Origin of the sequence: Nocardia sp. NPDC049707 (genome assembly GCF_040674855.1) — a bacterium.
Classification (GTDB): domain Bacteria; phylum Actinomycetota; class Actinomycetes; order Mycobacteriales; family Mycobacteriaceae; genus Nocardia.
In genome coordinates this window covers 220614-240017 of record NZ_JBFANN010000001.1, presented here as the reverse complement: position 1 = coordinate 240017, position 19404 = coordinate 220614, and the positions used below count along the sequence as shown (strand labels likewise).

The following is a 19404-nucleotide window of genomic DNA, read 5'->3' as shown; positions in this document are numbered from 1 at the left end:
GTCGATATCCGTCCGAGTCCTGATGAGGAGATCTGAATGGGTTCAATGTTTTTCGCCGTATTCCTACCGCTGGCCCTTGCGCTGGTGATGTTCGGACTCGGGTTGACCTTGACCGTCGACGATTTCGCCAGGGTACTGCGATATCCCAAGGCCGCGGTGGTCGCGCTGGTATGTCAGATGATCGTGCTACCCGCGATCTGCCTGGGTCTGGTCTACCTGTTCCGGCTCGAGGGTGCGCTGGCCGTCGGGGTGATGTTGCTCGTCGCCTCGCCGGGCGGGCCGTCGGCGAATCTGTTCAGCCATATCGCCGGTGGCGATGTGGCCCTGAATATCACGCTGACCGCGATCAATTCGATTCTCGCCGTATTCACCCTACCGCTGGTGGTCACCTTGTCGTTCACGCTGTTCATGGACGATAACGCGGCGATCGGGCTGCGCCCGGATAAGTTCGCCCAGGTGTTCGCGATCGTCTTGATCCCGGTCGCGGTGGGCATGCTGGTGCATCGCCGGTTCACCGAATGGGCCGAGCGGATGCGCAAGAACGTCAAGATCGTCTCGGCGGTGGTGCTGTTGCTGGTCGTGGTGACAGCGGTGGGGCGCGAGTTCGACACGCTTACCGAGAACATCGGCAAGCTCGCCACGCTCAGTCTGCTGCTGTCGACACTGAGCTTCGTCATCGGGTACACCGTGCCGCGCTTGTTCCGGGTGGAGACCGATCAGGCGATCGCCTCGGCCATGGAGATCGGCATCCATAACGGCGCGTTGGCGATCGCGGTGGCCGCCAGCGTGCTGCACGATTCGCAGATGGCGGTGCCGCCCGCGGTCTACGGGGTGCTGATGAACATTCCGGCCGCTGTCGCCGCATACTTGTTGGCGCGGCAGCTGCGCCGCACAGCTGCCACACCGGTTCCGGCCGCTACCGGCTAGGGCAGCCGAGCGCGGACATAGGTAGCCTTTGCGTGTTCAACGTCAGGTGAGAGGACCTCAGTTCGCGATGCGACCGCTCGGCACAGACGATCCCACGCGGATCGGGGATTACCGGCTACTCGGCCTGCTCGGTGCGGGCGGTATGGGCCGGGTGTACCTCGGACGCAGCGCGGGCGGGCGCACCGTCGCGGTGAAGGTGATCCGACCGGATCTGATCGGCAACGAGTTCCGGGAGCGGTTCCGGCGCGAGGTCACCGCGGCGCGGCGAGTCGGCGGGAAGTTCACCGCGCCGGTGCTCGATGCGGATGTGGATTCGACCCCGCCATGGCTGGCGACCGGCTATGTCGCCGGATTCTCGCTGACCGATGCGGTCGAACAGTTCGGCACGTTCGACGAGAACACACTGCTGGTGCTCGCGCACGGTCTGGCCGAGGCATTGATCGCCGTGCACGCCGCCGGAATCGTGCACCGCGATCTGAAACCGTCGAATGTGCTGCTCGCCGTGGACGGTCCGAAGGTGATCGACTTCGGCATCGCGCGGGCCGCCGAGGACAGCGGGCTGACCACCACCGGAAGTGTCATCGGCTCACCGGGATTCATGTGTCCGGAGCAGGTGGTCGGGCCGACCATGGGACCCGAGGGCGATGTCTTCGCACTCGGCGGTGTGCTCGCCTACGCGGCGACCGGGCAGGGGCCGTTCGGCAGCGGCGAGACCGTACAGATGCTGTATCGGGTGGTGTACGAGGAGCCGCGGCTCGCGGCGGTGCCGGACCGGCTGCGGCCGCTCATCGCGGCATGTCTGAACAAGGATGTGGCGGCGCGCCCGACTCCGCAGCAGCTACTCGATCACCTGGCCGGACTCGGGGTTCCGGAACGCGTCGGCTGGCTGCCCGCGCCGGTGCTCGAAGAGGTGAGTCGGCGGGCGGTCGCGCTGCTCGATCTGGAATCCGGGCCGGTCGAGGCGATCAGGCCGGATCCGGCGCCGACGATTTCCCGGCCGGTGCCACAATCGAATTCGGGGCCGCATACACCGCCCCACCCGTTGTCCCGGCCCGCACCGGATACCGTGACCTGGCAGTCCAGGAATACCGCATGGCAATCCGGACCCCCTGGGCCGCAAGCCAATCCGAACCATCAGCACGCGCCATATCCGCCCGCGCAGCACCGGCCGGGACCGCAACCCGCCTACCACCGGCCGCCCCAGTCAGCGCCGAAGAAACGTTCCCGTCGGACCGCATTGATCGTCGCGACCGTCGCGGTCGGCGCATTCATCATCGGTGCGCAGCTCACCGACAAGTCCACCGATACCGCGGCGCCGGTGCGCGATTCGGCGGTGGCCACCCCCGACGCACCCATGACGACCTCGGTGGAGCAAACCTACGCGACGAGCACCACAGCGGCGGCCACGGAGTCCGTGATACCCGAAGAATTCGTCGGCACATGGACCGGCATCGCCCGTGACGGACTGGGAGGTTATGAGATCGTGCTGCGGCTCAACTCCGGCGAAGTCGGCCAGCAGATCGGCACCTCATCGAATACGGGCAAGATAATCGGCTTGAAATGCGGGCGAGCAGAGACACTGACAGCTACATCTGCGAACGTGATCATGCTGACCGCCAAGCTGATCGAGGACAGCGTTGGCTGCAACGACGACGGATCCACGTCGCGAGTGGAACTCCGATCCGATGGCACGCTGTCGTACCGCACGAGCGGTGTCGCAGGCGATATGACCGGAACTCTGACCCGAACATCCTGAATCTGCCGATATCACCTTGTCCCATGACGCGGCGAAGGGATAGATAGTTTATGCGCGTAGTAGCCGAGGTGCTGGTCGGCCTGGTGGCGTTGCTGCACATCTACATCCTGGTCATGGAGATGTTCCTGTGGACCACACCGCGGGTGCGCGCGTCCTTCGGCAGCACCGCCGAATTCGCCGAGCAGACCAAGGTTTTGGCCGCCAACCAGGGCCTCTACAACGGCTTCCTGGCGGCAGGTCTGATCTGGGGCATCATCGCCTCGGATCCGGTCGGATTCGCCGCGATGATCTTCTTCACCGCATGCGTTGTCGTCGCCGGAATCTACGGTGCGGCCACCGCGAACCGTCGGATCCTGTTCGTCCAAGCGCTGCCCGGTGCGATCGCCCTGGTCGCCGTGCTGACCGCGGGCAGCGACTAACGATTGCCGAGTTGTCAACGGGCGCGAGCTTGCTCGATGGCCGTCGACCAGGACAGCTTCGCGGTGGCGCTCGCCTCCCGCACCACGGTAGGCGGATCGGCGATGAGTTGCTCGGCGCCCTCGCGACCGACCAGCTCGGCCACCTTGCGCCGCGTCGCCGGACTCGCCTTGCGCATGTGGCCGCTGTCGAACGGCGGCTGCGGATCGTATTCGATCATCAGCTGGATCGCCTCGGCCTGGTCCTTGCCCGCGATCTCACCGGCCAGCCACAGCCCGAGATCGATTCCCGCCGAGACGCCCGCGGCGGTCACGATCTTGCCGTCGCGCACGACCCGTTCCTCGGGGCGCGGTTCGGCGCCGAACCCTTTCAGCGCCGACAAACCGCCCCAGTGCGATGTCGCGGGCTTGCCCCGCAGAATTCCGGCGGCGGCGAGGATCACCGATCCGGTGCACACCGAGGTCGTCCAGGTCGAGGTCTCGTGCACCTGACGCAGCCAGGCGAGCAGCTTTTCGTCGGCGACCATGGCCGCGGTCGCGGGACCCGAGCCGCCGATGAGCACGATATCGGGCGATGGTGTCTCGTCGAGCGAATGCGTCGCGCCGAGCAGCAGCACACCGCTGTCGGTGGTGATCGGTCCCGGCTCGTGCCAGACGAAACGCAGCCGCGCGTCGGGCAGCAGCCGCAGCACCTCGTAGGGCCCGATCACATCGAGCGCGGTCATACCCGGATAGACGACGATGGCGATCTGCATGATCTGTTCCTCCCACGGTGGATACCACCATCCACAGTAGCCACCGATGGCGTGGTGGCTGGCGGGCCCGGGCAAGAGCGCACCCGATGCGGCCGTCGACGTGTGTGCCCACACCGCAATGACACTCGTGGACGCCGCGATACGTTCCCTGGAAGACCCGTAGGTCGGATCATCCTGTGGCACCAGGCCATTCGGCCATCGTTATGGTTTTGTCCAAACGGGCCGGTATCAGCGGGACGCCCGGACGGTAGGCGAGATGGGTGACCGAGGGGGCATCGACGACGAACCAGTCCCGCAATTCCTGTTCGGCACGATCGCAGACATGCCGGAAGTATCCGCCGCGCCGCGCATCCCGGCCCAGCTCGGCGTTTCGGCGAGCAGACTATTCGCTGTCACGTGTTCTCCTGCATGGGGATTCGCACGCCACGCTCCGCGGCGATCGCGCCGGCGCGCTCGTATCCGGCATCCACATGCCGAATGACGCCCATACCGGGGTCATTGGTGAGCACACGCTCGATCTTCTGTCCGGCCATCGCGGTCCCGTCGGCGACACAGACCTGTCCGGCGTGGATGGACCGGCCCATGCCGACGCCACCGCCGTGGTGGATGGACACCCAACTCGCGCCGGAAGCCGTGTTGACCAGCGCATTGAGCAGCGGCCAGTCGGCAATGGCATCGGATCCATCGGCCATTGCCTCGGTTTCGCGATACGGCGAGGCGACACTGCCGGAATCGAGGTGGTCGCGGCCGATCACCACCGGAGCCCGCAACTCACCGTGTGCGACCATCTCGTTGAATCGGAGCCCGGCCAGGTGCCGCTCACCGTAGCCGAGCCAGCAGATGCGAGCCGGAAGTCCTTGGAAGGCAACGCGTTCCCTGGCCATGGTGATCCAGCGGCGCAGGGATTGGTTTTCCGGGAACAGTTCCAGTACGGCCCGGTCGGTCGCGGCGATATCCGCCGGATCACCGGACAGCGCGGCCCAGCGGAACGGCCCCTTGCCCTCGCAGAACAATGGCCGGATGTAGGCGGGCACGAAGCCGGGAAAGTCGAAGGCGCGTTCGCAGCCGCCCAGCTTCGCCTCGCCACGCAGCGAATTGCCGTAATCGAAGACCTCGGCGCCGCGGTCGAGGAACCCGAGCATCGCGTCGACGTGTTCGGCCATGGATTCGCGCGAGCGGTCGGTGAATTCGTCGGGCTTCTTCGCGGCGTAGTCGGCCCAGTCCGCGAGTGCGACACCCCGCGGCAGATAGGCGAGGGGGTCGTGCGCCGAAGTCTGGTCGGTGACGATATCGATCTCGACACCCGCCGCCAGCAATCTCGGCAGTACCTCGGACGCATTGCCGATCAGACCGACCGACAAGGCTTTTCGCTCCTTGCGCGCCGTGCAGACCCGGCGCACCGCATCATCGAAATCGGTGGCGATCTCGTCGAGATAGCGATCGTGCACGCGCCGCTCGGCACGCGCCGGATCGCATTCGACCACCAGGGCGACCCCGCCGTTCATGGTGATGGCCAGCGGCTGCGCACCACCCATGCCACCCAATCCCGCGGTGAGCGTGAGGGTTCCGGCTAGAGTGCCGCCGAAACGCTTGTCCGCCACGGCAGCGAATGTCTCGTAGGTGCCCTGCAGGATGCCCTGGGTGCCGATATAGATCCACGAACCCGCGGTCATCTGTCCGTACATGGTGAGGCCCAGCGATTCCAGCCTGCGGAATTCGGGCCAGCTCGCCCAATCGCCCACCAGATTCGAATTGGCGATCAGCACCCGCGGCGCCCACTCGTGTGTCCGGAATACGCCGACCGGCTTACCGGACTGCACCAGCAGGGTTTCATCGGCCTCGAGTGTGGTGAGGGTGCGGGTGAGCGCCTCGAAGCTGGACCAGTTCCGCGCCGCCTTACCGGTGCCGCCGTAGACCACCAGGTCCTGCGGGCGCTCCGCCACCTCGGGATCGAGATTGTTCTGCAGCATCCGAAGTGCACCCTCGGTCTGCCAGTTCTTGGCCGTCAGTTGCGTGCCACGCGCCGCGCGCACCGTCCGTGTCATCGAATTGCCTCCATATCAACGGTCCGCCCGCAGGTCGGTGCCGCATAGCTTTGGTGACTCGCACGAGGTAGACCCTGTGCGCGAGCCTGATTCGCTATGCGGGAACCGGACCGCTTCGGGTTCGACAAGGGAGCTCACTGTCCTAGGTGCCGAGGTAAGGGGTGACGGCGGCGAGCAGTTCGCCGGAGCGGACCAATTCGGCCGCGGCGGCGATTTCCGGGGCGAGGTGTCGGTCTGGTCCCGGGCCGCCGACCTCGGTGCGGAGCAAGGCGAGTGCCGCTGCGGTGGCAGGGGCGGGCCGTAGCGGTGCGCGTAGATCCAATGCCCTTGCGGCCGTGAGGTATTCGATGGCGAGAACGGTGGCGAGACCGTCGACAGCCCTGCGCAATTTACGTGCGGCCGACCAGCCCATCGAGACATGGTCTTCCTGCATCGCACTGCTCGGAATCGAATCCACCGATGCGGGCATCGCGAGGCGCTTGAGTTCGCTGACGATTCCCGCCTGGGTGTACTGGGCGATCATGTGGCCGGAGTCGACGCCCGGATCGTCGGCGAGGAACGCAGGAAGACCGTGTGAGCGTGCGATATCCAGCATTCGATCGGTGCGCCGCTCGGCCATACTCGCGACATCGGCGACCGGAATGGCGAGGAAGTCGAGCACATACGCCACCGGAGCACCGTGGAAGTTGCCGTTGGATTCCAACCTGCCATCGGCGAGCACGACGGGATTGTCGATCGCCGAGGCCATTTCCCGTTCGGCCACCAATTCGGCGTGCGCGAGGGTGTCGCGGGCGGCGCCGTGCACCTGCGGTGCGCAGCGCAACGAATACGCGTCCTGCACCCGGTTGCAGTCCGGACCCCGGTGGCTGGCAACGATTTCCGATCCGGCGAGCGCGGCCGCCATGCGCCGTGCGGACCGCGCTTGTCCCGGATGCGGGCGCAGCGCCTGCAGATCATCGGCGAAGACCCGGTCGGTGCCGAGTAGTGCCTCCACGCTCATGGCGGCGGTGATATCGGCGACATCGAGCAGTTGACGCAGGTCATCGATGGCAAGCGCCAGCATGCCCAGCATGCCGTCGGTGCCGTTGGTGAGCGCGAGCCCTTCCTTCTCGGCGAGGGTCACGGGCTTGATTCCCTTGGCGCGCAAGGCTTCCGCTGCTGTCATCACGTTGCCGGAAGAATCCGTGACCTCGCCCTCCCCCATCAGCGCCAACGCGACCGCGGCCAAGGGCGCGAGATCGCCGGAGCAGCCGAGTGATCCGAACTCGTGCACCACCGGCGTAATGCCCGCATTGATCAACTCGGCCAAGGTGAGCGCAGTCTCCAGCCGCGCCCCGGTGTGTCCGGTGGCCAGGGTCCGCAGCCGCAGCAACATCATGGCGCGCACCACCTCGGTCTCGACCGCGGCGCCCGCGCCCGCGGCATGCGAGCGGATCAGCGACCGCTGCAGCGCGGCCCGGCTCTCCGGCGGAATGTGCCGGGTGGCCAGTGCGCCGAAGCCGGTGGAGACGCCGTAGGTCGGGACCGTGCCCGCGGCCAGCGCGTCGACATACTGACGCGCGTTGGTCAGCCGCTTCTCGGCGGCCTCGCTGAATCGAACCTGGGCGCCGTCGCGGGCAACGGCAACGATGCGTTCGACGGTCAGCGGCCCGTCCAGCTCCACGGGCGGTGAATGCGTGGTATCCGGCATATGCCCATTCCACCGCCACGGGGCGGGTGAAGAAAGAGGCTGAGCCAGGTTCTGTCTGGTATACGAGACAATCCGAGAAACTGGCATGGGAACGAGCAGCAATATCCCGCCGCTGCGGCGCGGCCTTGCCGTGCCGCAACTGATGGTGCCCGGGCCGGACCGGTCGCCGCGTCCGCGATCGGGCGCGAGCTGGGCATTCCCCCTACCACCTATCACCTGATCACGGAGTTGGAGCAGGCCCGCTGACCTCACACGCGACACACCGACCGGCTGCCCATATTTCAGCAATCCGACAGCTACGCTGACAGATCACCGGATGCGGCCGATCCCACCTGGTGGCGCCCGACCGACAGTGCCGAACGGGAACAGGAGTTCGATGCGAACACCGCGGCGTCGACGCACCCTGGTCGGGCTCGCGATCAACGCGACCGCGCTACTACTGTCCGGCCTCGCGATGCCGCCCGCACAGGCGACCATCACACCGTTCGGCCGAGAATTCCTGTGGGGCGTCGCATCATCGGGCTTCCAATCCGAAGGCCATGCGCCGGGCAGCAATTGGACCCGCTATATCGAAACCGGCCAGGCCGGGGACGACTACGAGAATTCCGTCGACTTCTACAAGCGCTACATCTCCGACATCAACCTGGCCGCACATCTCGGGGCCCGGGTGTATCGGATCGGCATCGAATGGGCGCGAATACAGCCGCAACCCGATACCTGGGACGAGGCGGCATTCGGCTTCTACGACAATGTGATAGCGCGCATCCTCGCGACCGGTATGCGACCGATGCTCACCCTGGATCACTGGGTATATCCCGGCTGGGCCGCGGATCGCGGCGGCTGGCGCAATCCGGGCATGGTCGAGGATTGGCTGGCCAATATGCGAAAGGTGGTGAACCGCTATGCTTCTCGCAATCCATTGTGGGTCACCTTCAACGAACCTGCCGCCTATATCGGTACCGAACTGCGCATCGGTGCCATTACACCGGACGAGGCGCCGGCCATGCTGGACCGAATCGCCGATGCGCACAACGCGATCTACGACACCATCCATCACGACCTGCCCGATGCGCAGGTCACCAGCAATCTCGGCTATGTTGCGGGCGCCGAGACCGAGGTGAATCAGCCGATCGTGGACCGGATCGCCGATAAGCTCGATTTCGTCGGCGTCGACTACTATTTCGCGCCGCTACCGGAAGCGAATAGAGCGGTACAGGGTGGTTCGAACGAGGGTCCGGCAATGTGGGAACTCCCGATTCACACCGAGGGCATCTACTATGCACTGCGCCATTACGCGCGGTTGTTTCCCGACCGCCCACTATATGTCGTGGAGAACGGCATGCCCACCGAGGACGGAAAATCACGCGCCGATGGCTACACCCGAAGCGATCACCTTCGCGACACCGTCTACTGGATCCAGCGCGCCAAGGCCGACGGCATGAATATCATCGGCTACAACTACTGGAGCCTCACCGACAACTACGAATGGGGCAGCTACACACCACGATTCGGCCTGTACACGGTCGACGTCCGCTCCGATCCCACCCTTGCCCGCAAACCTACCGACGCGGTCGACGCCTACCGCGGCATCATCCAATCCGGCGGCGTCCCCACCGGCTACCGTCCGACCCGCGCACCGGTCGATTGCGGGTTGGTCGATCCACCCGACAGTTGCGACCCAACCGTCAGCGTTCCTTAGTGCGCTGACCACGAACGTTCGCCGGGGTTCGGTGACACGCCGCCGGATGCGGCGGCGTGGGCTGGGATTCTCGACGGCGACATCAACCAGGTTCGGAGACTGTGCCCAAGGATTCAGTTGCATGGTTCCGCGATTGCGCGGACGGCGACTGGTCGAGCACCTCAAGCTTTCGGCCTATTGTCAACGACCCTGCGGGATTTGAAGGTCTGCTGTTCATGAGTTCCCGGAGCGACTACGCTCACCGGCACCCTGATCTGAATTGACAGTTTGATCGCGGCCTCGAGCGACAGACGCAACTGCTCGAGGCCCTTGGTGTCCATGTCGGGTTCATGCTCGACCTCGACGCGAAGTTCGTCGAGTGCGTTCTCGCGCTCGACGAAGATGCGGAACTCGGCGCCAGCGCCGTCGACGCTGCGGACCGCGGCCTCGATGGCGCTGGGATAGACGTTGGCTCCTCGGATGATGAGCATGTCGTCGACCCGGCCGAACACGCCGCGCGGGAGACGGGGATAGGTGCGTCCGCACGGGCATGGAGTGTCGTCGATGACGCCTTCGTCGCCCATCCAGAATCGAATCATCGGCTGGGACTCTCGCCACAGATGGGTTGCCACCGTGGCTCCCGACGTTCCTGCGGGTACCAGGATGTTCGGGTCATTTCGATCGACGATCTCGGTGTAGTTCTCGTCCTGGAACAGGTGTACTCCGCCGTTCGATTCGGTGCATCCGATGTTGGACAGGAACGGGTACATCTCGGATGTCGAGCCGGCGGAAGCGTCAACGATCAGGGGGTTTGCCCACAATTGCATCAGCAGTTCTCGCACCGACGCGATGCTGGCACCGGGTTCGCCTCCGGCAACGAGTAGGGAGACCTTACTGTCGCGGACATCGAGGCCGAGTTCGCGAGAGCGCTGAGCCAGGTGTACGAGGTATGACGGCGTTCCCACGACAACATCGCAATCCAGCGTGTGCATGAGTTCGATCTGCTTGTCGGTCGGGACAACCGAGCCGGTGGGGAAGGTCGTCGCGCCGATCTCCTCAGTGGCCTGCAATATCCCCCATCCGCCGAAGAAGAGGGCGAAGGGGAAGGTGATCTGGACGATGTCGTCGGGCCTGACGCCAGCGCTCCACAATGCCATGGCAGACGCCTCGCGGGCCCGGCCCCAGTCACGGCGGGAGACGCCATACATCGTCGGCTTTCCCATCGTTCCCGAAGAGCCGTGGATGCGGGCCAGCTGATTGCGCGGGACACCGAGGTAGTCGCCGAACGGCGGGTGCTGCTGCTGATTCTCGACCAACATCTTCTTGGTGATCACCGGCACCTTCGCGGTGAAGTCCGCCAAGGACTTGACGTCGGAGGGCTTGAATCCGTGGTCGTCGTAATGCCGTCTATAGAACGGCAATTTCTCGTACACGTAGTGCAGCTGGTGCTGAATCCGTTCGAGGATCAGCTGGTCGCGTTCGTGACGCGGCATCGTCTCGCGCGCTTCGTCCCAGAACCGTGTCGAGCGGGCGCGTCGCTGAGCTTCGTCTCGCCTGTCGGTCATGCCGTACTCTCCCGATGAATTATTTCTACCAAACCGTAGGTAGAAATATGGCGGCATACGAAGTGTGATGTCAAGCACCGTGTTATTCTATCTACCAAACGGAAGGTGGATTAACCTTGAAATCAGAGGAGGAACCATGCGAGTCAACGTCGACATGAGCTCATGCCAGCACTACGGGCAATGCGTCTTCGCCGCGCCGGAGGTATTCGATCTCGACAGCGACGGCAAGCTGCAGTACCGAGTCGAAGCAGCCGATGATCAGCGTGCAGTGGTGGAGGCGGCCGCGGATGCATGCCCCATGCAAGCAATCACGATTGTCGATTGAGGCTGCATATGCGCACCGTGGCAGTTGCAGGTGGATCACTCGGAGGCCTTCGCACTGCCGAGGCGCTTCGCAGCGCAGGGTGGAACGAGTCCGTCATCGTGATCGGATCCGAGGCGAGTATGCCGTATACGCGGCCACCGTTGTCGAAGAAGATCTTGTGGGATGGTGGCACCTTCGACAAGGTACGACTACGCCCTCGATTAGCAGACGACGACGTCGATTGGCGACTCGGCATTTCAGTCACCAAGGCGGATCTGGCCGAGAGGCGGCTGCACCTGTCGGACGGGCAGGTCGTCGAGTTCGATGCACTCGTCGCGGCGACCGGTGTGACTCCCCGGACGTTGCCGATCTCGGGACCGCGCGCCGGACGGCACACGTTGCGGACACTCGACGACGCACGAGCAGTGCACCGAGAATTGGGGCCCGGTCGGCGGGTGGTCGTCATCGGTGCCGGATTCATCGGGTGTGAGGTTGCCGCCGCCGCGCGCGCGAAGGGGTGCGAGGTCGACGTTGTCTGTACCGACGAGGTCGCCATGCTCCGACCACTCGGCCGCGAGGTGGGTCAGGCAATTCAATGCAGACACACCGCGGCCGGGATACGTTTCCACCCTGGCAGAACGGTCCAGTGCTACGAGGGCATCGGCCGAGTATCGGGGGTCGTCCTCGACGACGGGTTCCACTTGACGGCGGACGTGGTCGTCGAAGCAGTAGGTTCGGCTCCGAACGTGACGTGGCTCGAGGGAAACGGGCTCGATACCACCGACGGGGTGATGTGTGATTCATGGCTTCGGCTGGGGGGCGTTGCGGCGACCGCAGCGGTAGGAGATGTCGCACGCTTCCCCAACACATTGTTCGACACCGTGCCGCGTCGATTCGAGCACTGGCAGATGGCGGTAGACACCGCTCGCCAGGCGGCCCGCACGATCATCCACGATCTGTCAGAGGCGCCGATAGCGGCACTGCCCGCCTTTGAACCACTTCCCTCCTTCTGGTCGGACCAAGGGACGGTTCGAGTGGACTCGTTCGGGTCACCCGGCATCGCCGATTGCTGCGAAGTGCTCGAGGGACAGCTGAGCGGAGAGTGTGCGGTCGGTTACTACCGTGCGGGACGGCCGGTCGGGGTCGTGTTGATCTGTATGCCCCGCCGCAGCGGACACTACCGCACGTGGATCGGCGAGCAGCTCTACGCGTTGTCCGCGGCGTCGGTCGCGGGCTGACTCTCGAGCCGCTTGCGTGGGCTCCGGCGCAGCGCTTCGGGGCCACCCGTGGCCAGCACCGCCGCGTCGGAGCCCAGCGAGGTCAAGACCATGCCGGCCAGCTGGCAGGCGAGTTCTTGTGGTGAGTACTTGCCACCGGCGGAGTACCACTCGGTCATGCTGTTCAGCATCCCGATGATGGCCACCGAAGACAGCCGCACATCGATATCCGGATCGATGTCACCGGAGTCGACGCCGTCACGCATGATCCCCATGAGTACGGCGTAATACTCGTCCTCGCTCCTGCTCAGTTGCTTTTGACGCAGCGGCGACAGCTGGCTGAACTCACGTAGCCGGATCCGGAATGTCCGCAGGTTGGCGGCCACGAACAAAACATGTGAGTGGACGAAATCCGTCAGACGGTCGAGCGATGCGCGGGGATCGTCGGACAGCGGTGCCACTGCGTCCAGAGCGGTAATGTACGCAGGCTCGATGATCTGGAAGAGAAAGTCCTCCTTGGATGCGACGTAGTAGTACAGGCTGCCTTTCATGATGCCGACCGCATCGGCAATGTCCTGCATACTGGTGGCGTCGTATCCGTTCGCCAGAAAAGCATCGGCCGCAGCGTCGAGAACTTCCTGAACTCGTTCGACATCCGGTCCGCGGCGCGGACGGCCCCGCTTTGCCGCTTTCTGGACCATCGCGTCCCCTCTCATCGACGGCCGTAGCCGCGAACTATAACGGAGTGCGTAGTCTCCACTCCGGGTTACCCAACGCAAGATCCTCGTATATGCCGAGCGATCCGCGTGCGTTGACCAACTCTAATTGCAGCGATGCGGGCATCGCTGTGACGGCACCATGACGAAACGGTGGGGGTATCGAATCTCGACACCCCCCACCTGGACGGGCTGGACGGGCTGGGCGCGACTGCCGGCCCTTCAGCGATTGGTGACCGGGAACGACGTCATGCCACGGCTGATCAGGGTCGGATGCCACTGCTGCGCCGAGTCTGCGATCTCGATGTCAGGGCACCCGGTTGCCAGAGCCTCGAAGGCGAGGTGGCCTTCGAGTCGGGCCAAGAAGTTACCCAGGCAATGATGTAGACCGAAACCGAATCCGACGTGCCGGTTCGAGGTGCGAGTGATGTCGAACGTGTCGGGATTGTCGAACACCGCGGAGTCGCGGTTCGCGGACGCTTGTACCAGGTAGACCGTGTCGCCGGCGCGCATCCGGCTGCCGCGCAACTCGACATCCTTCGCAACTCTGCGCATGGCCATCTTGGCCGGACCGTCGAAACGGAGAACTTCCTCGACCGCCGATCTCGCCATGGCCGGATCCTCTTTCAGCAACTCCCACTGGCTCGGGTTTTGCAGGAAGGCGCGCGTCCCGTTGGCAATCATGTTGGTCGTCGTCTCGTGCCCGCCGAATATGAGCAACGCACAGGTGGAAACCACTTCGTCGTCGGTCAGCGGCGGATCCTGCTCGCGGGATTCGAGAATGCGGCTGATCAAATTGTCGTCGGGTTGCTTTCGCAGCCGCGAGATATGCGAACGGAGGTACTCGGTCAGCTCCGTAAGGGCACGCTGGGCACGTTCGTGCCGATCCGGGGTCGACTTCGCGCCGAAGACGAGCACGACGATCTCGTCCGACCATTGCTTGAACAGCTCCCGATCCTGGGCCGGCACCCCCATCAGCTCGGCGATCACGACAGCGGGAATCGGATAAGCGAGATCACGCACCAGATCGAAATCGCCCCGATCGGTGATCGCGCGCACGGCCTCCTCGACCACCTTTTCAACCTGCGGGCGCATCGAGGCAACTGCTTTCGGTGTGAAGGCAGGCATCACCAACTTCCGGATGCGCGTGTGATCAGGTTGATCAAGGAAGACCATCCAATGCTGGAGAACGTCGTAGGTGGCCTTCCTCGCCTGCCGCTGCTCGCCGGACAGGCGCTCGTTGTACACGGGCCGCACACGATCCGACGAGAAGGCAGGGTCGCGCAATGCCGCCACCACGTCGTCGTACCGGTACACGAACCAAGCCCGGTATTGCTCGTTCCAGTGCACCGGGCACGTTGCTCGCATCTCGGCGAAGTACGGGTAGGGGTCCGCAAGCCTGTCCTGGCTCAGGATATCGTGATCCATAAGTTCCTCATCCTCCCAAAATGGTTACAACGCAACCATTTCCATCGATTCCCGCGGCGCCGCCGCCCATCGTCTCCACTGCAGCGGTTCGGGCATCGTCGACCTGACGTGCTCCGGCCTCCCCCCGGAGCTGCCACACTGCTTCTGCGATCTGCGCAAGCCCTGTCGCACCAAGGGCGTGCCCTCTGCTCAAAAGCCCGCCGGACGGGTTCACCGGTTGGCGACCTCCAAGTCTTGTGTGACCGGCCTTGACCAGCTCGAGGCCCCGTCCGGCCGGAGCGAGTCCGAGCGCTTCGGTGGCTGTCACCTCGCCGATCGTGAAAGCATCATGGACTTCGAACAGGCTCATATCCGCGGGACCGAGTCCGGCCGTCTCCCAAGCCTGTCGTGCGACAGACTGCATGAGTTCGAACCCCCACGGGTGGACCGACCGGTGATCCCACAGTTGTCCAGACTGCAGTGCGCTGGCGAGTATCGTGATGTCCCGCTTGCCTTTTCGCTTAGCTCCGACCACCGCGGCTGCCGCGGCATCCGAGATGTCGCAGCATTGCAGCAGTGTCAACGGATCTGCCACCATCCGGCTGTTGAGCACCTCTTCGACCGTTGTCGACTTCCCATGCTGGGCGCGCGGGTTCAACGAACCGTGTGCGCGGTTCTTGACCGCGATCAGGGCGAGATCGTCGAGCTCGACATCGTACAAATGGCCGTACCTACTGGCGGCGAGACCGTAGATTCCTGGCATCGCCAGGCCGGCGGCACCCTCGGCATCGTTGTAGGCAGGTGTGATCGGACCCCTGAAGTGCGCAGTCATGGTCTCGACACCGAGGCATAAAACGCTCTCGTATCTCCCCGACTCGACTGCATGGACGGCTTCGAACAGGGCGGTAGATCCGGTTGCACACGCATTCTCAACAGTGACGATCGGGACTCCGACGATGCCGAGGGTCTGCAGGCAGCGTTGGATTGTCCCCGTCACTCCGAAGACCGTTCCCGCAAAGACTGCATCGACCCTATCGACTTCGGCGTCATCGAGAGCCTCCACGACGGCCTGCTGAACCAGGCTGACATCGCTCATGTGGGGCTGACGCCCGAACATCGACGTGCCGACCCCGTGTATCGCCGCGTTCATTCGCCAACTCCTGCATGTATCGCGTGCGCCAACGGATTACCGGCTTCGGTGACACCGATCAACCTGGCCCGAGAGCCCACAGGAAGCGGGCTCTCCGACGATGTGTGGACCAGCACCCGAGGGCCGTCGTCCAGAACGAGATAGGCCACGGAGAAAGGTGGGCTGTATCCCGGTACAGCTACATGTAGACGCGTCGACGCGAAGATCTCCCCCTCGGGGGCGAACTCGGCCACCTCCAATGGGCTTCTGCAGATGGGACACCTGGGCGCAGTCGATGTCATGGGATACCGACATGCTGTACATCGATTGCCTACGACGAATACGTCTCCACCTCGCGTGACTACGCGAGGTCGCGGATCAGTCTCCTCCATGGTTCAACCCTCTCGGCTGCAAGACGAGCGGACCGACTCGAGCGCCGGCCTTCATTAATTCTACCTTCCGTTTGGTGGAATATACCATTCGCGATTGATGCCTCCAGAGCTGTTGCCTCCAAAGGGCTTCAAGTCAGCGCTCGCGACTGCTACATACCGAGGCAAAGTCGCATTTCAGCTGGCCAGAAGTAGTTTGATGGAGCATTGAAGGTCGCGTCCGGAGTACCGGAGGCTGCGTGATGGTGTCGTATCCGGCCAGTGGGAGCATGCCTATGACCATGTTTCGCAGGAGCGCCATAACCTGAGGACGGCCACAGCTCGGGCCTGAGATGTCGGCGGCCGACAGCGAGGTGACGACGTAGACGGTCTCGGCGTGGGTCTTGACTTTGCCTTCCGATGCGGGAGGTGGTGTCGCGCGTCGAATCCGAGCCCTGAGAGGCGCCAACCCCACGGAACCAGCAGGGCGAACTAACGTTCGGACCTGTCCTGGCGCCATCGACGACGTTGACAGACACCATCGTCACTGATACTCATATGCTATGACTGGGCCGGATGATTTCGAGTTCGAAGCCGTCTACCAAGGCACGGGTGGCCCGTTCGGGCCGGGCGTCAAACCACCGTGGAGTATCGGGGAACCCCAGCCGGAACTCACCGCGCTGATCGAGCAGGGCAAATTCCATGGCGATGTCCTCGATGTCGGATGCGGGGAGGCGGCGATCTCGCTGTATCTGGCCGAGCGCGGCTACACCACCGTGGGACTGGACCTGTCGCCGACCGCGATCGAGCTGGCCCGCGCCGAGGCGACCAGGCGCGGCCTGACCAACGCCTCCTTCGAGGTCGCCGATATCACCTCCATCACCGGCAACGACGGCCGCTTCGGCACCATCGTCGACAGCACGCTGTTCCATTCGATCCCGGTCGAGTCGCGGGCGGGCTACCAGCAGTCGATCGCGCGCGCCGCCGCACCGGGCGCGTCGTATTTCGCGCTGGTTTTCGACCGGACTGCCCTGCCTGAAGTTCCCGTACCCGGGCCAGCGCCGGTCACCGCCGACGAGCTTCGCGCAGCGGTGGAGAAGTACTGGGTGGTCGATGAAATCAGGCCGGCGCGAATCCATGGCAACCTGCCCGAGGGCGACATCGAATTGACTCCCGACGGCCCGAGATTCCGGTTCGAGGGCATCCGCGACGAACCCGGTGGCCGCAAGTCGGTTCCCGCCTGGCTGCTGTGCGCCCGGCGGGGCTGACCCGCCACAAAGCCAGTTCGCGCGCTGCGCCGCCCGACGGGAGGCACCGTCGACCATCGAGTACACCGGCTCGCGCCTCGCCGTCTCGGCGCGCGACGTCCGGTGTCGAAAGCGGACTTCAACCCGGCATACCGGAGTAGGGAGCGCCATGCACTGGCGCCTCACATCTGGGCCACCGATGCATTGCGTGCTGGCACATGGCAGTGCTCAGGTGATCAATCCGCGGGTCGTCGCCCGGATTGTTTTGGTCAGGTGAGGCAGGAGGTCGACCGCGGCGTGGGCGAGCTGCGGTTCTTGTTCGTACAGCCGGGCCAGCGTCTCGGGTGGGTGCGCGATTTGCCATAGGGCTCCTGCGAGGACGCTGACCGCACTGATGAGTTCCCATGCCGCTTCCTTACTGAGTGCAGGGAGGGCGCGGGCACTTGTCTCGGCCAGCTCCGCCACTGCCGCAAGGGCGGAAATCTTGTAGGCCCGAACCGATTCCATGGAGACGTGGCGTTCCAGGTTGAGGGGGGCGTGGGCGAGGAGGTCGCAGAACAGTGGCTGCTCGACCACCGTGCGGCAGAGGGTTTCAGCCAGTGTCTCGGCGGTGGCGTTGGTGAGGCCGTCGAGTTATGGGGTCAGCGGGGAAGGAGGGTGATTCGTGCGTTGTGGGCGGGGCTGAGGCCGGTGTGGTAGCGGCGTGGGGGTTCGATCGGGCCGGGGGCTGTGTCGATGCGGCGGTGTTCGAGGACTGTGCGGAAGAGGATGCGTGCTTCCGCCAGGGCGAATTGGGCACCGAGGCAGCGATGCGGACCAGCGCCGAAGGTCAGCCAGGTGTGGCCGTTGGGTCGCTCGTCGAGGAAGCGTTCGGGGCGGAAGACCATCGGGTCCTGGTAGTGCCGCGGTGATTCGTGGATGAGCAGGATCGGGACGATGACGATGGCGCCCTTGGGGATGTGGACACCGTTGATCACGGTGTCGCGCAGCGCTCGCCGTCCGGTGAACGGGGACACCGGCCGCAGTCGCATCGTCTCGGCGACCACGGCGTCGAGGTATGCGTCGAGCCGGGCGCGGTCGTCCGAGTCGGCTGCCGCATCCAGTTCGGCCATCGCTTCCGGATGGCGGGCCAGCATGGCGGCGATCCAGCCGAGCGTGATCGCGGTGGTCTCGTAGGCGCCGAGCAGGATGCCGCGCATATTGCGGGCCAGGGCGGCGTCGTCGTGTTGATCCAGTTCGGTGCCGACATACCGGGACAGCACATCATTTCGGTCGGTCATACCGCCAGGTGTGGCTCGGCGTGCGGTGATCTCCTCGATGATGACGGCGTCGACCTCGGATTGGCGGCGGCTGAGCGGCGGGTAGGGCAGCGTGTAGCCACCGACCAGCGGGGTGAGCAGGGTGACGGCGAGAAAACCGCGGCTTTCGATCTCTCCGAACCACTGACTCACCGCTTGCTTCAGCCGGTCCCTGCGGGCCGGAGCCACGTCGCCGAAAACGACGCCGAGCAGCACGCCGATGGCCAGGTCGTAGCCGGCCTGCAAGAACTCGAATGGTTCACCGACCGGCCAGGTAGGCAGTTCGCGCTCGACCACCTCCACCATGAGATCTTCATAGGACTTCAATGCCTTGCTCTGGAACGGCGGCGCGAACAGTCGGCGTTCGCGGCGGTGCTCCTCGCCATCGAGGAAGATCAGTGTCTGCTTGCCGAACATCAGGTCGTGGCTGGAGAACCGACTCAGCACCTGCCCGATCGAGAAGTCATCGTGATTGGCGAACAGATCTCGCACATCGTCCATGTCGTGGGTGACCAGCATGGTCGGAAATCCCGGCGGCGAGACGACGAAACGTTCCCCGAGGTCCAGCAGGGGGGAACGGTGGGTTCCGGGGCGCATCAGTTCACCGATCCGCGCGAGGTGACGGGTGCGTAGCCGGGGGAGTTCACGCAGCGATATCGGAGTGTGTGACACGTGCTCATCCTCACCGCTGGCCAGACGATTCGCAAACGTGAAATCGCCACAGCGGCAAAGAATGTCGAGCGACTTCTGCCCCAATTATTCGGGGCGGTTGTGGCGGCATCGATCGTGGCAGGAGGTGCGGCGATGGCTATATTGTGGCGCTATCAGTCACGATGCACCGCCTTTCACGACCCGTGGGACAGGGGACCGGGACCGGCTGAATCTC

At 64.5% G+C, this 19404-nt stretch carries 16 protein-coding genes; 7 read left to right on the top strand and 9 right to left on the bottom strand.

Annotated features, from left to right (window positions below; translation table 11 throughout):
* Nucleotides 1–36 precede the first annotated feature (36 nt).
* The 3 genes from AB0J29_RS01125 to AB0J29_RS01115 all read left to right on the top strand — a co-directional run bounded on the left by AB0J29_RS01125 (nucleotide 37) and on the right by AB0J29_RS01115 (nucleotide 3102).
* Nucleotides 37–927 (top strand): bile acid:sodium symporter family protein, encoded by an 891-nt coding sequence (locus AB0J29_RS01125; RefSeq protein ID WP_364777207.1) that lies wholly within the window; start codon nucleotides 37–39, stop codon nucleotides 925–927.
* A 67-nt stretch (nucleotides 928–994) separates the two neighbouring features.
* A complete protein-coding gene (locus AB0J29_RS01120) occupies nucleotides 995–2683 on the top strand; it encodes a protein kinase (protein ID WP_364777204.1) in 1689 nt (562 codons plus the stop codon).
* A 50-nt stretch (nucleotides 2684–2733) separates the two neighbouring features.
* Nucleotides 2734–3102, top strand: a complete 369-nt coding sequence (locus AB0J29_RS01115; protein WP_364777202.1) for a DUF1304 domain-containing protein — start codon at nucleotides 2734–2736, stop codon at nucleotides 3100–3102.
* A 14-nt stretch (nucleotides 3103–3116) separates the two neighbouring features.
* Here the strand turns inward: AB0J29_RS01115 and AB0J29_RS01110 are convergent, their stop codons facing one another.
* From AB0J29_RS01110 to hutH, 3 genes are all read right to left on the bottom strand, one after another.
* Nucleotides 3117–3854, bottom strand: coding sequence for a DJ-1/PfpI family protein (locus AB0J29_RS01110; protein WP_364777883.1), 738 nt, complete (start codon nucleotides 3852–3854; stop codon nucleotides 3117–3119).
* Between the two features lie 392 nt (nucleotides 3855–4246).
* The gene (gene hutU, locus AB0J29_RS01105) at nucleotides 4247–5899 is read right to left on the bottom strand and encodes a urocanate hydratase (RefSeq protein WP_364777200.1); all 1653 of its coding nucleotides are present in this window, start codon (nucleotides 5897–5899) and stop codon (nucleotides 4247–4249) included.
* Between the two features lie 142 nt (nucleotides 5900–6041).
* Nucleotides 6042–7589 (bottom strand): histidine ammonia-lyase, encoded by a 1548-nt coding sequence (gene hutH, locus AB0J29_RS01100; RefSeq protein WP_364777198.1) that lies wholly within the window; start codon nucleotides 7587–7589, stop codon nucleotides 6042–6044.
* A gap of 376 nt (nucleotides 7590–7965) precedes the next feature.
* Here hutH and AB0J29_RS01095 point away from each other — a divergent pair, with 376 nt between their 5' ends.
* The gene (locus AB0J29_RS01095; RefSeq protein ID WP_364777196.1) at nucleotides 7966–9288 is read left to right on the top strand and encodes a family 1 glycosylhydrolase; all 1323 of its coding nucleotides are present in this window, start codon (nucleotides 7966–7968) and stop codon (nucleotides 9286–9288) included.
* Between the two features lie 161 nt (nucleotides 9289–9449).
* Here AB0J29_RS01095 and AB0J29_RS01090 read toward each other — a convergent pair whose 3' ends face one another.
* A complete protein-coding gene (locus AB0J29_RS01090) occupies nucleotides 9450–10832 on the bottom strand; it encodes a phenylacetate--CoA ligase family protein (protein WP_364777194.1) in 1383 nt (460 codons plus the stop codon).
* Nucleotides 10833–10968: 136 nt separating this feature from the next.
* On the opposite strand from AB0J29_RS01090, the gene AB0J29_RS01085 reads away from it, so the two are divergent.
* Both AB0J29_RS01085 and AB0J29_RS01080 read left to right on the top strand, forming a co-directional pair.
* A complete protein-coding gene (locus AB0J29_RS01085) occupies nucleotides 10969–11157 on the top strand; it encodes a ferredoxin (protein WP_364777192.1) in 189 nt (62 codons plus the stop codon).
* Nucleotides 11124–12374, top strand: a complete 1251-nt coding sequence (locus AB0J29_RS01080; protein WP_364777190.1) for an FAD/NAD(P)-binding oxidoreductase — start codon at nucleotides 11124–11126, stop codon at nucleotides 12372–12374. The genes AB0J29_RS01085 and AB0J29_RS01080 overlap by 34 nt, the downstream gene beginning before the upstream one ends.
* On the opposite strand, the gene AB0J29_RS01075 is transcribed toward AB0J29_RS01080, so the two are convergent.
* The 3 genes from AB0J29_RS01075 to AB0J29_RS01065 all read right to left on the bottom strand — a co-directional run bounded on the left by AB0J29_RS01075 (nucleotide 12341) and on the right by AB0J29_RS01065 (nucleotide 15572).
* Nucleotides 12341–13054 carry a TetR/AcrR family transcriptional regulator gene (locus tag AB0J29_RS01075; RefSeq protein WP_364777188.1) on the bottom strand — a complete coding sequence of 238 codons (714 nt, stop codon included), beginning with the start codon at nucleotides 13052–13054 and terminating at the stop codon, nucleotides 12341–12343. The genes AB0J29_RS01080 and AB0J29_RS01075 overlap by 34 nt on opposite strands.
* Nucleotides 13055–13291: 237 nt before the next feature.
* The gene (locus tag AB0J29_RS01070) at nucleotides 13292–14497 is read right to left on the bottom strand and encodes a cytochrome P450 (protein ID WP_364777186.1); all 1206 of its coding nucleotides are present in this window, start codon (nucleotides 14495–14497) and stop codon (nucleotides 13292–13294) included.
* Between the two features lie 7 nt (nucleotides 14498–14504).
* The gene (locus AB0J29_RS01065) at nucleotides 14505–15572 is read right to left on the bottom strand and encodes a thiolase family protein (RefSeq protein WP_364777880.1); all 1068 of its coding nucleotides are present in this window, start codon (nucleotides 15570–15572) and stop codon (nucleotides 14505–14507) included.
* A gap of 964 nt (nucleotides 15573–16536) precedes the next feature.
* On the opposite strand from AB0J29_RS01065, the gene AB0J29_RS01060 reads away from it, so the two are divergent.
* Entirely contained in the window at nucleotides 16537–17241 is a 705-nt protein-coding gene (locus AB0J29_RS01060) for a class I SAM-dependent methyltransferase (RefSeq protein WP_364777184.1), read from the top strand.
* 207 nt (nucleotides 17242–17448) lie between these two features.
* Here AB0J29_RS01060 and AB0J29_RS01055 read toward each other — a convergent pair whose 3' ends face one another.
* On the bottom strand, nucleotides 17449–17820 hold the full coding sequence (locus AB0J29_RS01055; RefSeq protein WP_364777877.1) for a hypothetical protein: 372 nt from the start codon (nucleotides 17818–17820) through the stop codon (nucleotides 17449–17451).
* Between the two features lie 41 nt (nucleotides 17821–17861).
* Nucleotides 17862–19190, bottom strand: a complete 1329-nt coding sequence (locus tag AB0J29_RS01050; protein WP_364777182.1) for a cytochrome P450 — start codon at nucleotides 19188–19190, stop codon at nucleotides 17862–17864.
* Nucleotides 19191–19404: the final 214 nt, after the last annotated feature.

Bases quoted from the DNA above. Each gene is read 5' to 3' on its own strand.
- AB0J29_RS01125 (WP_364777207.1), top strand. From the start codon at position 37: ATGGGTTCAATGTTTTTCGCCGTATTCCTACCGCTGGCCCTTGCGCTG.
- AB0J29_RS01120 (WP_364777204.1), top strand. From the start codon at position 995: ATGCGACCGCTCGGCACAGACGATCCCACGCGGATCGGGGATTACCGG.
- AB0J29_RS01115 (WP_364777202.1), top strand. From the start codon at position 2,734: ATGCGCGTAGTAGCCGAGGTGCTGGTCGGCCTGGTGGCGTTGCTGCAC.
- AB0J29_RS01110 (WP_364777883.1), bottom strand. From the start codon at position 3,854: ATGCAGATCGCCATCGTCGTCTATCCGGGTATGACCGCGCTCGATGTG.
- hutU (WP_364777200.1), bottom strand. From the start codon at position 5,899: ATGACACGGACGGTGCGCGCGGCGCGTGGCACGCAACTGACGGCCAAG.
- hutH (WP_364777198.1), bottom strand. From the start codon at position 7,589: ATGCCGGATACCACGCATTCACCGCCCGTGGAGCTGGACGGGCCGCTG.
- AB0J29_RS01095 (WP_364777196.1), top strand. From the start codon at position 7,966: ATGCGAACACCGCGGCGTCGACGCACCCTGGTCGGGCTCGCGATCAAC.
- AB0J29_RS01090 (WP_364777194.1), bottom strand. From the start codon at position 10,832: ATGACCGACAGGCGAGACGAAGCTCAGCGACGCGCCCGCTCGACACGG.
- AB0J29_RS01085 (WP_364777192.1), top strand. From the start codon at position 10,969: ATGCGAGTCAACGTCGACATGAGCTCATGCCAGCACTACGGGCAATGC.
- AB0J29_RS01080 (WP_364777190.1), top strand. From the start codon at position 11,124: ATGCCCCATGCAAGCAATCACGATTGTCGATTGAGGCTGCATATGCGC.
- AB0J29_RS01075 (WP_364777188.1), bottom strand. From the start codon at position 13,054: ATGGTCCAGAAAGCGGCAAAGCGGGGCCGTCCGCGCCGCGGACCGGAT.
- AB0J29_RS01070 (WP_364777186.1), bottom strand. From the start codon at position 14,497: ATGGATCACGATATCCTGAGCCAGGACAGGCTTGCGGACCCCTACCCG.
- AB0J29_RS01065 (WP_364777880.1), bottom strand. From the start codon at position 15,572: ATGAGCGATGTCAGCCTGGTTCAGCAGGCCGTCGTGGAGGCTCTCGAT.
- AB0J29_RS01060 (WP_364777184.1), top strand. From the start codon at position 16,537: ATGACTGGGCCGGATGATTTCGAGTTCGAAGCCGTCTACCAAGGCACG.